14 protein-coding genes are annotated in these 14716 nt (G+C 32.4%); 3 read left to right on the forward strand and 11 right to left on the reverse strand.

Translation table 11 applies throughout. The features are described 5' to 3' along the window. Window positions 1-18: 18 nt before the first annotated feature. The 3 genes from BUA82_RS13205 to BUA82_RS13215 all read right to left on the reverse strand — a co-directional run bounded on the left by BUA82_RS13205 (window position 19) and on the right by BUA82_RS13215 (window position 3917). Window positions 19-1731, reverse strand: a complete 1713-nt coding sequence (locus tag BUA82_RS13205) for a proline--tRNA ligase (protein ID WP_073009010.1) — start codon at window positions 1729-1731, stop codon at window positions 19-21. A 371-nt stretch (window positions 1732-2102) separates the two neighbouring features. Beyond that, the gene (gene ispD / locus BUA82_RS13210) at window positions 2103-2786 is read right to left on the reverse strand and encodes a 2-C-methyl-D-erythritol 4-phosphate cytidylyltransferase (protein ID WP_073009013.1); all 684 of its coding nucleotides are present in this window, start codon (window positions 2784-2786) and stop codon (window positions 2103-2105) included. A 30-nt stretch (window positions 2787-2816) separates the two neighbouring features. Next, window positions 2817-3917: a PIN/TRAM domain-containing protein gene (locus BUA82_RS13215; protein WP_073009016.1), complete on the reverse strand. Its 1101-nt coding sequence runs from the start codon at window positions 3915-3917 to the stop codon at window positions 2817-2819. Window positions 3918-4286: 369 nt separating this feature from the next. Here BUA82_RS13215 and BUA82_RS13220 point away from each other — a divergent pair, with 369 nt between their 5' ends. Further along, entirely contained in the window at window positions 4287-4697 is a 411-nt protein-coding gene (locus BUA82_RS13220; RefSeq protein ID WP_073009020.1) for a nucleoside triphosphate pyrophosphohydrolase family protein, read from the forward strand. 122 nt (window positions 4698-4819) lie between these two features. Here BUA82_RS13220 and disA read toward each other — a convergent pair whose 3' ends face one another. The 4 genes from disA to BUA82_RS13240 form a co-directional block, all read right to left on the reverse strand. Beyond that, window positions 4820-5884, reverse strand: a complete 1065-nt coding sequence (disA, locus tag BUA82_RS13225; protein ID WP_073009157.1) for a DNA integrity scanning diadenylate cyclase DisA — start codon at window positions 5882-5884, stop codon at window positions 4820-4822. Between the two features lie 15 nt (window positions 5885-5899). After that, the gene (gene radA / locus BUA82_RS13230; protein WP_073009159.1) at window positions 5900-7255 is read right to left on the reverse strand and encodes a DNA repair protein RadA; all 1356 of its coding nucleotides are present in this window, start codon (window positions 7253-7255) and stop codon (window positions 5900-5902) included. Window positions 7256-7424: 169 nt separating this feature from the next. Continuing rightward, window positions 7425-8153 carry a glucosamine-6-phosphate deaminase gene (gene nagB / locus BUA82_RS13235; RefSeq protein WP_073009024.1) on the reverse strand — a complete coding sequence of 243 codons (729 nt, stop codon included), beginning with the start codon at window positions 8151-8153 and terminating at the stop codon, window positions 7425-7427. Further along, window positions 8150-8872 (reverse strand): GntR family transcriptional regulator, encoded by a 723-nt coding sequence (locus BUA82_RS13240; RefSeq protein WP_073009027.1) that lies wholly within the window; start codon window positions 8870-8872, stop codon window positions 8150-8152. The genes nagB and BUA82_RS13240 overlap by 4 nt, the downstream gene beginning before the upstream one ends. Window positions 8873-9032: 160 nt before the next feature. Between BUA82_RS13240 and BUA82_RS13245 the strand changes: the two genes are divergently transcribed. Then, a complete protein-coding gene (locus BUA82_RS13245) occupies window positions 9033-9944 on the forward strand; it encodes an alpha/beta hydrolase (RefSeq protein ID WP_083599937.1) in 912 nt (303 codons plus the stop codon). Between the two features lie 24 nt (window positions 9945-9968). Here the strand turns inward: BUA82_RS13245 and BUA82_RS13250 are convergent, their stop codons facing one another. The 3 genes from BUA82_RS13250 to BUA82_RS13260 all read right to left on the reverse strand — a co-directional run bounded on the left by BUA82_RS13250 (window position 9969) and on the right by BUA82_RS13260 (window position 12080). Then, window positions 9969-11252, reverse strand: a complete 1284-nt coding sequence (locus tag BUA82_RS13250) for an MFS transporter (protein WP_073009030.1) — start codon at window positions 11250-11252, stop codon at window positions 9969-9971. 99 nt (window positions 11253-11351) lie between these two features. Then, a complete protein-coding gene (locus BUA82_RS13255; RefSeq protein ID WP_073009033.1) occupies window positions 11352-11801 on the reverse strand; it encodes a GNAT family N-acetyltransferase in 450 nt (149 codons plus the stop codon). Between the two features lie 84 nt (window positions 11802-11885). Next, window positions 11886-12080 carry a DUF4250 domain-containing protein gene (locus BUA82_RS13260; RefSeq protein ID WP_073009163.1) on the reverse strand — a complete coding sequence of 65 codons (195 nt, stop codon included), beginning with the start codon at window positions 12078-12080 and terminating at the stop codon, window positions 11886-11888. Between the two features lie 534 nt (window positions 12081-12614). Here BUA82_RS13260 and BUA82_RS13265 point away from each other — a divergent pair. Further along, complete coding sequence (locus BUA82_RS13265; protein ID WP_073009036.1) at window positions 12615-12842, forward strand: glutaredoxin family protein; 228 nt, start codon at window positions 12615-12617, stop codon at window positions 12840-12842. A gap of 376 nt (window positions 12843-13218) precedes the next feature. Here the strand turns inward: BUA82_RS13265 and BUA82_RS13270 are convergent, their stop codons facing one another. Then, window positions 13219-14682 (reverse strand): NADP-dependent glyceraldehyde-3-phosphate dehydrogenase, encoded by a 1464-nt coding sequence (locus BUA82_RS13270; protein ID WP_073009039.1) that lies wholly within the window; start codon window positions 14680-14682, stop codon window positions 13219-13221. Between the last annotated feature and the right edge of the window lie 34 nt (window positions 14683-14716).

The raw sequence follows: 14716 nt of genomic DNA on the forward strand, positions 1-14716 counted from the left end.
TCCTCCTTTTTAACTTAATTATAATTTTATATTATTACTTTTAAATTCTTCACTTATTTTATTATACACTTCATCTAAACCAATAACTTCAACTTCTGAACTATTTCTTAATTTAAATTCTACTTTTCCTTCAGAAATTTTCTTACCTACAGTTATTCTCATTGGAGCTCCTATTAAATCAGCATCTTTAAATTTAACTCCTGCTCTTTCATCTCTATCATCAAGTAAAACTTCAATGTTCATAGCTCTAAGCTTATTATAAATATCTTCTGCTACCTTCATCTGCTCATCATTCTTAACCACTGCTACTACTATGGAAACATGATATGGTGCTACAGATAATGGCCATACTATACCATTTTCATCATGGTGCTGTTCTATAATTGAAGCCATGGTTCTATTGATACCTATACCATAACATCCCATTTCAAGAGCTTTTGGTTCTCCGTTTTCATCAATAAAGTTAGCTCCCATAGGAGCTGAATATTTAGTTCCCAGTTTAAATATATGCCCTACTTCGGTTCCCCTAGAAATAGTTATACTTTCCCCACAATGAGGGCATTTTTCTCCCTCTTCAATATTTCTAAAGTCCCCCACTGTTCCTTCAAAATCTCTCTTATAATTTACATTTATAATATGATATCCTGTTTTATTTGCTCCTACTATAAAATTATACATGTTGGCTACTTCATTATCCACAAGTAATTCCTCTACTTTTAATCCTATAGGACCTGCAAATCCAACTTGAGCAGAAGTAGCGGCTTCCACCTGCTCTACTGAAGCCATTTGTAATTCCACAACTCCACCTAAAGCATTGGATACTTTTGTTTCATTAACTCCTCTGTCTCCTCTAACCATAACTGCTACAATTTTTCCATCAGCATTATATATTAATGTTTTTGCAAATTTCTTTGCATTGGTATGGAAAAATGCTACTAAGTCATCTATGGTCTTCACATCTGGAGTTTCAACTTTTAGAGTTTCAAGGAGCTCTTCCCTTTCTGCCTTTTCAGCAGTGGTAACAGCTTTTTCAATATTAGCTGCGTAGTCACAGGAAGTACAAAAAACCACATCATCTTCTCCCACTTCAGATTTAACCATAAATTCAGCTGAATTAGATCCTCCAATAGCTCCTGAATCTGCCTCTACGCATTTTACATCCAGACCGCATCTATTAAATATGCTAACATAAGCATCATGCATCTTATTATATGATACATCAAGTCCTGCTACATCTTTATCAAAGGAATATGCATCCTTCATGATAAATTCCCTAGATCTCATAACTCCAAATCTAGGTCTTCTTTCATCCCTATATTTTGTTTGGATTTGATATAGGTTTAATGGCAACTGCCTATAAGATTTTATCTCTTGTCTTGCAATATCAGTAAATACCTCTTCATGAGTTGGTCCTAAACAAAAATCTCTGTTATTTCTATCTTTTAATCTAAACATCTCTGGGCCATAAGCATACCATCTTCCTGACTCCTGCCATAGTTCTGCTGGTAATAGTGCAGAAGCTAAAAACTCTTGAGCTCCAGTTTTATTCATTTCTTCTCTAACTATATCTTCTATATTTTTTAATACTTTTAAACCAAGAGGCATATAGTTATAAACTCCTGATGCCATCTTTCTCATAAGTCCAGCCCTTAACATTAACTGATGACTAGCTATTTCTGCTTCTGCTGGAACCTCTCTCATGGTTAAATTAAGCATGTTTGACATTCTCATAGTATTACTCCTCCTAAATTGTTTTATTATCATTATGATTATTTTATTTTAAAATTATTAAAAATAAAAAAAGTCCCCCCTGTATTAGGGCGAACTTTAAAGTCGCGGTACCACCTAAATTTATACTCTAGTAATAATAACGGTATTAAACCGGTAGATATGTGCCTTTAATCATATGCTGCAAATGAAACTTTAATTTGTCACTTGTCACGTGCCTGGCACCTATCTAAAGCTCAGAAGCGGGTTCTAAACCTGTGAAAATCTTTCAGCTTGAGATCTTCTCTCTGTAGTTAGGTCTATACTATTCTTCATCTACGCTTTTAAATTTATTTTTAACTATTATATATTTTACTAAAATTACTGTCAACAGTTTATTTATAAATTAGCTTTTCTGCTAGGATTAAATCCTCCGGAGTGGTAATTTTTATGTTTTTATAATCACCTTCATAAAGGTAAACCTTACCCCCTAAAGCTTCTACCGCCATTGTATCATCTGTAACCTTTAAATTGTTCTTTATTATGTGCTCATGACTTTTCATTATTACATCATATTTAAAGCATTGCGGGGTCTGCACTGAAAAAAGTGTATTTCTATTAGGTGTTAAGCTAGAAAAACCATTTTCATCTTTTACTTTTATGGTATCCTTAGGAATAACCCCGCAGGCACTAGCCCCATAAAGCTTTGCATACTTTATTCCTTCATTGATTATATCATCTGTTACAAAAGGCCTTGCTCCATCATGAATAAGCACAATTTCACAATCCCTAATAGCCTTTAAGCCATTATAAACTGAATCTTGTCTTTCTTTTCCTCCAGCTACAATCACAGGTGATTTTTTAAGTGCATATTTTTTTATTACTTCTTCTTTAAACTTTTCCATTTCATTTTCTGGAAGTACCAATATTATCTCATGGATAGCAGGGTTGTTATCAAAGGCCTTGATAGTATAATATATCAAAGGTTTTCCCTCTATTTCTATGAACTGCTTACTCTTTTCAGTGTTCATCCTAGTCCCCTTGCCACCTGCAACTATCACAGCACAATTTCTATCCAAAACTCATCATCCTCTGGTCACTAAATTAAACTAACTCCTTTGGAAAGCATCTTTTTGTTTTGCAAATATCATTCTTCCTGCAGCGGTTTGAAGTACTGATGTTACCACCACATCAATAATTTCTCCTATGAATTTTCTTCCACCTTCTACTACTATCATAGTTCCATCATCTAAGTATCCTATTCCTTGATTGGATTCTTTACCATCTTTTATAATCTGAATAGTCATTTCTTCTCCAGGTAATACCACTGGTTTAATTGCATTGGCCAGCTCATTGATATTTAGTACTGGGACCCCTTGGAATTCTGCTACTTTGTTTAAATTATAATCATTGGTAACCACTTTACCACCAATGGTTTGAGCAAGCTTTAAAAGTTTGCTGTCTACTTCTGCAATTTCCGGGAAATCCCCTTCCCAAATCTTCACTTCGATGCTTAGCTCTTTTTGGATTTTATTTAATATATCCAACCCTCTTCTGCCTCTATTTCGTTTTAATGCATCTGAAGAATCAGAAATATGTCTCAATTCGTCTAGCACAAAGTTTGGGATGATAAGCACTCCTTCTACAAAGCCAGTTTGACAAATATCAAATATCCTACCATCTATGATAACAGAAGTATCTAAAACCTTCACGTCACCTTTATTTCCCTTACCTTTTTTCTCCTTTGAAGAACTTGGTTTTTTAAGTCCTCCTAGTAATCCCATTACGTCGTCTCTTTTTTTAACTGCTATATCTGCTCCAATAAATCCAGCTGTTATATTTACTAATACAAATAAATATGGTCCAACCGCCGGTATTCTGTTTAGAGGAGAAAATACAAAATACGAAATAATAAGTGCAAGTATAGCTCCTATAGCTCCAAATACCACTTCAGTAGCTGTTAACTTCTGAGTGTACTTTTCAATTTGTTCCATAAGTCTTATTATTGCTTTATTAATCCATGGAGAAACTAAGAAAAATATAAGTCCTAAAAGTATGGTAGTAAAAATAAGAAATAATACAAAATATAAAGTATTGTTAAGATACCCTAAATTTTTAATAAACTCTATTTTTGTAAGGGCAAGACCAGAAAAGAATCCTGCTGTTAAACCAATAACAGTTAGTAATACTCTTAAAATCTTCTTGAACAAATAAATCACCTCCTAATTTCATTATAAACCAAACAATGATTTTTAAATCTCTATAATCTTATTATAACTTGAATATAGAATATACATATGTATTTTTCAATAAATTCCATCTTGTTTAACACTTTGTTCAAAAGGTACATATTTTTTAATACTTCAATGAAATATATTGATATTATAGCATAATAAATTATGTTGTTAATAAGTAATTTTATTAATAATTTTAAAAGTTTATTTTCCCCCTATGAAAAATGAAAAAAGTGATTTAATATATAATCATAATCTTTAGTAGCTTTGTTGACAAAATTGTCAAAAAAAAACTATAATTAAATTACAGTCATTCTATTGAAACTAATTAAAGGAGTGAGACTGATGAAAGATGTAATTTTTGATGATTTTCAAAACGCAGTAGACGAGTGCCTATTAAGACATAGAAGCATATTAGATATACTAACAAAATACCAGGAGTCTCAAGCGAAGGTCAATAGAGCTGTGGCAAAGGCAGTTACTAGTTGCGGATGCGTTAAGCTTTCCGCAGAAAAGCAGCCTTTACCTGAGGATTGCGATTCTGAAGATGCTTCCATAGAAAAGCTTAGTCAATGTCTTAAAACTCATCTAGATGGAACACTTTGTGAAGGTTGCCGGGAAGTAATAGAAAATGAACTAGGAAATAACCTATTTTATTTAACTTCACTGTGTAATGTTTTAGACTTAAATCTTTATGATATTCTTATAAAAGAATATGATAAGATTAATACCTTGGGAAAATTCAATTTAAGGTAAAAAGATTAGCCATGAGCTAATCTTTTTTATTAGGCATAGTAAAAAAATAGCTAGTCAAAGATGCAAAATAGATGAGTAGACTGAAGTTACTTTTTTGGAGATGCCTTACATTTCTTTATATGTTAAAATTGCTTGTTTATGAGAACCTGTTCCTTGATTCTTCTAAGTCCATTTTTTATGGCCTTTGCCCTAGCCTCTCCAATACCTTCTACCTGATCTAATTCCTCTGTACTCGCTTCCATTATACCTTCTAACTCTTTAAAATGTTTTATAAGATTTTCAATAACATTAGAAGGTATTCTAGGTACTTTACTTATTATCCTGTATCCTCTTGGAGATATTAATGTATCTATTAGCGGCACTCCTGTATACCCTAAAAGTTTTGCAATAGCTTCTAAATCTAAAAGTTCCTCTGAAGACAGCCTCTGAATATCTTTATATATGCTATTATAATCAAAATTTTTCTTACAGTAATCCCTAATTAAAAGTAGTCCATCCTGTTCAATATACTTAATAAGTTCATTTAATTGCATGGAAATAAGTCTTCCTTCGTTTCCAAGCTCCACTATGTACCTTTCTATTTCACTAACTATCCTCATTACCATTTCTGTTCTTTGAATGGCAGTTACCACTTCAAATAAGGTGGTTAAATCTTGAAACTCTAATAAATTTAAGTTGCTTATAGCTCTATCTAATACCGAAACATATTTTTCAAGGGTTTGAATAGCTTGATTGGCTTTAGCTAATATGTTACTACTTTCCCTAAGGACATACTTCAATTCCCCTTTATAAACAGTTATTATATTTCTTCTTTGAGATATTGCTATTACCATATTCTCTGTCTGTCTTGCCACTCTTTGGGCGGTTCTGTGCCTAGTTCCAGTTTCAAAGGTAGGTATGCGAGAATCAGGTACAAGTTGAGTATTAGCATAGATAATTTTTTTCATATCACTACTAATAACTATGGCTCCATCCATCTTTGCCAGTTCATATATATAAGAGGGAGAGTAATCAGAATTAATATTAAACCCTCCGTCTACTAGATTCATTACCTCTTCGCTGTCCCCTACCACTATAAGTCCGCCAGTTTTTGCCCTAAGTATATTTTCTACCCCTTCTCTTAGTGGAGTACCAGGTCCTAATATTTTCAAAATATTTTTTAGTTCTTTATCGCTTTCTGTCCTCACGTCATCACCTGCCATCTAAAATACCTTATTTATTGCTTCTTTTAAAGTGCTTACTCCTATAATATTTATATCTTTAGCCACTATTCTATCTATATTTCTATATGGAACTATAATATTTTTGAAGCCCAACTTTTTTGCTTCATTAACGATTCTATCACAATTTGCCACAGGTCTAATTTCACCTGTAAGACCTATCTCTCCAATGGCTACTAACTTTTCTAATTTACTTATATTACCTTTAATGCTAGAAACTAAAGACAAAGCAATGCCTAAATCTGCAGTGGTACCTTCTAAGGTCAGCCCACCAACTACATTAACATAAACATCTGAATTATAAAAATATATTCTAAGCTTTTTTTCTAGAACCGCAAGGATAAGACTTAATCTAGAATTTTCAATACCCACTGCAGTTCTTCTTGGTACAGGTATCTTAGTTTCACTTACCAAAGACTGAACCTCTACCAGAAGAGGCCTAGTACCTTCCATAATACCTATAATTGTAGAACCTTCTTGATTATAACTTGTATCCTGTAAAAACAATCCTGAAGGGTCATATACTTGTATTAATCCCTTTTGACTCATTTCAAATACCCCTATTTCACTGGTAGTACCAAAACGATTTTTAACGGTTCTAAGTATTCTGAAATTCTCTGTTCTCTCTCCTTCAAAGGTAAGTACCGTATCTACCATATGCTCTAGCACTCTAGGTCCTGCCAGCTCTCCTTGCTTTGTTACATGGGCTACTATAAATAGAGGTATTCCACTATTTTTACCTATCCTCATAAGTTCATTAGAACATTCTCTCACTTGGGAAACACTGCCTGGCGCTGAAGATACCGTGTCTTTATACATAGTTTGAATAGAGTCAATTATAACAAATACCGGCTGCATATCTTCCACATATCTTGCTATAATATCCATATTGGTTTCAGATACTATATAGAGATTATCAGTTTTTACTCCTAACCTATCTCCTCGTATTTTTATCTGCTCTTCTGATTCTTCTCCTGAAGCATAAAGAACTTTACCATATTTTGTAGCAATATTATTGGCTGTTTGAAGTAAAAGAGTAGATTTTCCTATGCCAGGATCTCCTGAAATAAGAGTTAAGGAACCTTTAACTAAACCTCCTCCTAACACCCTGTTAAGCTCTTCTATAGAGGTGTCGTATCTTTCCTTTTCCCCGGAAATAATATTTACTATACTCTTAGGGCTGGAAGAACTAGAGACTACAGCTTCTCTTTCCGGCTTTGAATTTCTCTGTTCCTCTATCATACTATTCCAGGCACTACAACTAGGGCACCTGCCAAGCCACTTTAGAGATTCATATCCACATTGCTGACAAACATAAACATTTTTAACCTTAGCCACCACATATCAACTCCATAATTCACACTAATTATTAATTATATAAACTGATTACTAATTATACAATATAAAAAAACGATGTGTAAAATATCTCTTGTACATTTAATGTTATCTTTATTATTGCCAAATAATTAAAAAACTGCCATAATTCACGGCAGTTTTAATCTACTATTTATTTGATTAGTTTTGCAGCTGCTTCATCCACAACTAATGTAACATCTGGATGAACTTGAAGCATAGTAGCAGGTACTTCAGTGGTGATTTTACCGCTAACAAGCTGAGCAATAGCTTCCCCTTTAGATTCTCCGCTGGCAATAAGAACTATCTTCTTTGCTCTCATTATTGATCCTATCCCCATAGTTAATGCAGTTTTTGGAACTTCGTCCATAGAAGCAAAAAATCTTGAGTTTGCCTTTATAGTACTTTCTGTAAGACCAGTTAAATGTGTTCCATAGCTTAACTCTTTTGCTGGTTCGTTAAAAGCGATATGTCCATTATTTCCTATTCCTAATAGCTGTATATCTATTCCGCCAAGTTCTTCAATCTTTTTATCATAATTATTGCACTCTTCTTCAATATCCTTTGCTAGTCCGTTTGGCACAAAGGTTCTTTCTTTATCTATGTTAATGTGATTAAATAGCTTATCATTCATGAAGCATCTGTAGCTTTGAGGATGTTCTCCACTTAAGCCTACATACTCATCTAAATTCACTGTAGTAATGTTAGAAAAATCTATTTCATTATTCTTATTCTTTTTAATAAGTTCGCTGTATAAGCCTTCTGGTGAACTTCCTGTGGCTAGTCCTAATATTGCTTCAGGTTTTTTATTTATTACCTCTGCTATTAAGTCCGCTCCTACTTTACTCATTTCATCATAATCTTTAACTATTATTATTTTCATTTAATTTTTCCCTCTCTTCTTAATATATTAACTTGAAGAACATATTTATCTGATCTGTAAACAGCTTCCTCCAAAAACAGTACCTTTTCATCTTCAGTTATAGTTTTATTAATGCTCTTTATTAGAGGCACCTGAGTATCAACCCTAAATATTTCTTTATAAAAGTCATCCATCAATATTGCTTGTATGGATGATTCAGAATAGGCTATTTTATGCCCGAAAGTTTCTAGTATTTTGAATAAAGAACCTTCTAACATCTCCTTATCCATATATCCACAATAATCACAAGGAATATAAACTAGTTCATTGGCTACAGGCTCACCATCCACTATTCTAATCCTATTTATCTTATATAAATGCTCAAAACTAAAAATGTCTAGAAGCTCTTCAGGAGTTTGTATCTTTTCAAACTCTAACATCTTAGTAACCAGCTTCATTTCTGCCCTACTTACTATTTCAGAAAAGCTCATCATATCTTTTTGCTTTACTTTAGGTTCACAGACAAAGGTTCCTCTTCCTTTTTCTCTTATAAGAAAACCTTCTTGAACCAGTTCCCCTAAAGCTTGCCTTATGGTCATTCTGCTTACACCGTAAAATTCTGAAAGTTCTCTTTCACTTTCAATGCATTGACCAGAATGCCATACTCCTTCTTTTATATTTTTCATAAAATTCTGTTTTAATTGGTAATATACAGGAATTGGACTGCTTTTATCTATCATAATTAACACTCCTCAGCACAATTATAAAATAAAATATTATAGATGTCTAGACCACTATAGAAATATAATTATTAACATATACAAATTTTTCAGGCTATGTGGATTGAAATTACTGTATAATATAATTATCACACTAATGCTAATTTCAGGAGGAAAAGCAATGGAAACAATTATTATATGTGTAATTTTTATATTGATTATAAGTATTATTACCTATACTAGCTATCATTTTTCCAATGTGGTTACTAAGCCTATTACTATGACTTCTGAGGAAACCTATAAAAGAGAATTAGAAAACAATAATATACAAATAGGTAAATGGGAAAAGCTTTATAAAGAAGAAATAAGTATCAAATCACCTTATGGCTATGATATTCATGGTTTATATTTTCCACAAAGTAATTCTAATAAGGCAATAATATTTTCTCATGGCATTACTTGGTCACTCTTTGGCTCAGTAAAATACATGGACATGTTCTTAAAACGAGGATTTTCTGTATTTATATACGATCATAGAAATCATGGAAAAAGTGGTGGAAGTGATACTTCTTTTGGTTTTTATGAAAAATATGATTTAAAAGCTTGTGCTGATTGGCTTTTTAATAAGATAGGGAAAAACGCCTTGATAGGTGTGCATGGAGAATCTATGGGAGCGGCAACGGTGCTTCAATATGCTGCCATAGATTCTAGAATAAAATTTTGCATAGAAGATTGCGGCTACTCTGATGCTGTACAACTATTTAAACACAGACTTCTTAGAGAATATAAAATAAAATGGTTTCCTATAGTGAAACTAGCAAGCATTATGACAAAAATTCGTTTTGGATGGAAGTTTCAAGAAGTATCTCCCATTAAAGACCTTTCTTCTTTAGAGCTTCCCATACTTTTTATCCATGGGGATAAGGACGATTATGTACCTACTCATATGTGTTTAGATATGTACAATGCTAAAAAAGGTGTAAAATATAAATATATAGCTCCTAACTCTGGACATGCTCAATCTTACGTGAATAATAAAGTCGAATATGAGGAAAAAGTAAATAAATTTTTAAAGGATATTAATATTATTTAATAAAGGTGGTGCAGTAAAAAGCGTTTAAACGCTTTTTGCTGCACCACCTTTATTAACTTTAAAATCATAACCTGCAAAGGTATTATGAAATAATATAGTAGCTGCTAAATAAAGCAATGCTGTTAAAAAATAAGGCACTTCATATCCATAAGGGACATGAGCCATAATAAGCCCTCCTACCATGGTACTTATAGCTCTACTTAGGTTATTTGCTATATTATTTATACTTGCAAAGGTGGATCTTTGAGTGGAATTAATAAGTTCCATGGTAAGTGTACCAGTTACAGGCCCTGCCATATTCATTAAACCATTTCTCATGAACATAGCTGCTGCTACAATATAAATATTAGGGGGTAATGCTATTAAAAGTAGGAAGGGTATGGATAATATTTGACATGTGTTAATGGTCTTTATCCGCCCTAACCTTTTAGCCATAAATGGGGTTATAAGTCCTCCCATCCCCATAGCTGCTTGAGCCAATGACATTATAACTCCAATGGTATCTGTTCCCGCATTTACTTTATACTTTAAATAAACATTAAAATAAGGAACCACCAGCCCTGCACCAAAACCAATTAAAGCATTATATATTAAGAACCTGGAAGCATATCTATTTTTAATTAAATCTTTTGCATTAGAAAAATAATTACTATGACTAACACTTTTAAAATTAGGATTTTCTTTTATAAAACATACTACCACACAAGCCATTAATCCTAGCACTCCAGCTCCCACCATGCTATAGCTTAAGGCTTTTATGCCACCCAGCTTTGATACTATACTTTCTGATATAGCTCCAAATACAGTATATCCAATCATGGTGGAGAACACATTGGTTGCAAAGGAATAGCTAAAAAGTTGAACTCTATTTTTATCATTGGAGTTTTCCATAAAAAAAGGTCCTTCGCATACTACCATAAAAGAATTTGCTGTACCTTGGACTATAGCTAATATTAATAATAAATAAGTTTTAGTACTTAATCCTTGAAATATAGTGCAAAGAGGTACAAATAACATAGCCAAAAATATGGCTTTCTTTTTTCCTATTTTATCTGCTATCATGGAACAAGGAATGGAGGCTAAAGCAATAGCCGCAGTTTTAAAACTTAAAATAACCCCTAAAAATCCTTCTTTTATTCCAATCTCTTTTAGATATATCCCTTGAAGCATACTAAATGCTCCTAATGAAATGTAAAAAAATAATATAGCTAAAAGGTATAGCCTAGCATTTCTATTGTATTGCTTTTTTATCTTTGTAATTCTTCTCTTAATATTCTTCTGTATATTCTGTGCTTTTAAAAAACCCACCACCGTCACTCCAAAAAATATATTTTTCTATCTTTAGAAATTATTATACAAAAAATTAAAATCCTTTTCTCATTGAGTAATTAATTTAGAAAAAACACATTATCTTGTAACTTTATTTAATATCTTATAAAAAAAATAGTATTTTTCTTTATTTATGTATCCAAGCTTTTTATAAAGATTATGAGCTTCTTTTCTCTCCTTACCTGAACTAAGGCTCACTCCATAACAGCCTCTCTTATTACACCACTTCTCTGTGTTTAATATAAGTTCTGTACCTATCCCTTTGTTTCTATGATTTTTGTCCACAACTAACCCAGAAATCATTGCAAAATTATATTTACCTAGTTTACTATGTACTTCACTTTGAATCCAACCTACTACTTCCTGGTTTTCCTCTGCCACAAGGAGTAAAGAATTACTGTTATTCACCATATATGAATATCTGCACACTACATCTTCTATAGAAACTTCGTAACCCATCTGCTTACTTAAACTTGCTATAAAATTAAAATCCTTAACGTCGGCCTTTCTAATATTAATTTCTTCCATTGTTAACCTCTTCATCTCTACCCATTTAAGTTTTTTACTTCAGTTTAAATTTTTATTTTCCAATTTCAATTTTTATTTTATTATTTATTGACCTTTAAATTGATTTATATCTCTATAATATTTATATCCTACTTCCCCTAGCTTTTCTTCAAGCTTATAAAGAGGTATATTCTTATCTTCACATAACACCTCTAAGGAGCTATACTCATCCCTAAGCTTCATGTTAATAATGCTAAGAAGTATATAAGGATCCATAACTAAATAATTATCGTTGTCCACTTTAATCTCCGTCCTCTCATTGTGATATTTTTCAAAAAAATCTCTCATTATATTCATTATACTTAAATTCGACATAAAATTAAACACAGAGAATATATGGTAATTAATGTAACCACCCCAGGGGGGCTCCCACAATATGGGATCCCCCCTGGGGTGGTTACATATATTTACATTTTATTATTTTTACTTCTCCAGGGGATAGGGTAATTTTTAAATTCCACTTTTCATCAAAGTCGTATATACCCTTTGGGTATTAAGGAATCAAATTATGTCTAATAATTTCATTTAAACCTATATATTATATAGAATTCTTGATTTACTTATGATTATATATAATCGAATTAAGCATTCTATATAATTCATTAAAAACAATTTTAATAATTTTAACTTAGAATAATGAATATACTAATCACTATTAATATAATTTTTAGATAGAATATTAATTTTTAAAAAAACTATTGCAAACATACCCCGATGAGGTATAATAGAGTTAGATAATTCATAATGATTATTTACTAAAAGGAGTTGTTAATGATGATAAAAGTATATAGTACAAATTCATGTCCATGGTGTGTAAAAGTAAAAGGTTATTTAAAAAGTAATGGAATAGAATTTCAAGAACTAAATGTTCAAGAAGATACTGCTGCAAGAAAAGAAATGTTTGATAAATCAAAACAAATGGGAGTTCCTGTAGTAGACATAAACGGAAGCATTATAGTTGGATTTGACAAACCAGCTATAGATAAAGCTTTAGGGCTGTAGGAAAAATCTGCTGAAGAGCAGATTTTTCAATTTAGAATTTAGAATTGAGAATTTAAAATGAAGGATAGTTTTTCTAGAAAAGAGTTAGAAAAACTTACATCTTATTTGTAATAAGAGGAAACCTGGAGGTTTCCTCTTATTACGTTATGGCAACTATGGATTTATTGATAGGTATAAGATTTCACACTATATTTTTCCTCTTAACTAAGTTAAATTAAATTTGTCACTTGTTACGTGACTAGCACCCTTTCAAAAACTCCCCAAGAGTTTTTTATTTTCTATAAAATTCAAAGAAACTCCGTGAGTTTCCTCCTTAATTCTCAATTCTAAATTCTCAATTCTAAATTAAAAGAGAACCCTTTCAGGTTCTCTTTTCCTACTTCCTATTGAAGTTTAATACTACTGCTTTTGGTCTAGACATTGCTTCTATGGAGTACCTAATTCCTTGAGTACCCATGCCTGAAGATTTAACTCCTAGGAATGGGAAATGGTCTGGTCCTCTTTCAGTCTTATTATTTACTTGAACGGTACCTACCTCAAGTTTGTCAGCAATATAGAAGGCTTTATCTATATCTTTTGTAAATACAGAAGATTGAAGTCCATATTCTGATCTATTGGCAATATCAATAGCTTCGTCCATATTCTTTATTCTAATTATAGGAAGTATTGGGCCAAAGGGTTCCTCCCAAGCTATTCTCATGTCTAAGGTTACATTGTCAAATAGCATGGGCTCAACTATATTTCCCTCTCTCTTTTCTCCCATTATCCTCTTAGCGCCTTTTTCCATAGCATCTTCTACTAGTTCCATTACAAAATCCGCTGCTCTATTATCAATAAGGGGAACTATCACTGTACCTTCTTCTCTTGGGTCACCAATCTTGAGCTTTTGAATTCTTGTTTTAAGTAAATCTACAAGCTTATCTGCTACAGAATCCATTACTAATATTCTCTTAACAGCAGTACATCTTTGTCCTGAATAAGAGAAGGCACCAGAAACTATATTATCTGCAGCATTTTCTAGGTCTGCATCTTCTAATACTATAGCGGCGTCTTTTCCACCTAGTTCTAGAAGAACAGGTTTCATGGCAGTGATTTCTGATATGTGGTGACCCACTTCAGTACTTCCAGTAAAATTGATAAAATCTATATTAGGATGCTTAACTATATAATCTCCAATTTCGCTTCCTCTACCAGTTACAGTGTTTAAAACACCATCTGGCAATCCTGCTGCTTTAAATATTTGAGCTAGGAAAAGTGCTGAAATACTACCTTGTGTAGGTGGTTTTAAAATTACTGAGTTTCCTGCTGCCACTGCCGGTGCTATCTTTGATGCAGATAAGTTTACGGGATAGTTAAAAGGTGATATGGCAAGCACTACACCTAGTGGAACCCTACTTACAAAGGAAAGTTTGCTTCGATTATAACCTGGGAAGCTATCTCCTGGAAGAACATCTCCTTCCATAGCCTTTGCCGCATCCGCAGTAAACCTTATATAATCTGCAGTTCTTGTAACTTCAGAAACAGCTCCTTTTTTATCTTTTGCTATTTCTAAAGCTAAAACTGAACCTATTTCCTCTGCTCTTTCATATAATATATCTGCGGCTCTATATAATACCTCTGCCCTTTTATTTACTGGAACATCATTCCAAGCCTTTTGAGCAGCTTTTGAATTCTTTATTACCAAGTCTACCTCTTCTTGACTCATAGCAGGAACTTTTCCCACTAATGTTCCATCTATAGGTGAATGTATTTCAAGATACTTATTGGATTTGCTATCTACCCATCTACCATCCACTAAATTTCTGTATATCTTGTTTTCACAACATAGTTCATTAAACATATTTTTCCTCCTTTAGTAAGAATTTAATTGTGTT

Source organism: Clostridium amylolyticum, assembly GCF_900142075.1.
Taxonomy (GTDB): Bacteria; Bacillota; Clostridia; order Clostridiales; family Clostridiaceae; genus Clostridium_AA; species Clostridium_AA amylolyticum.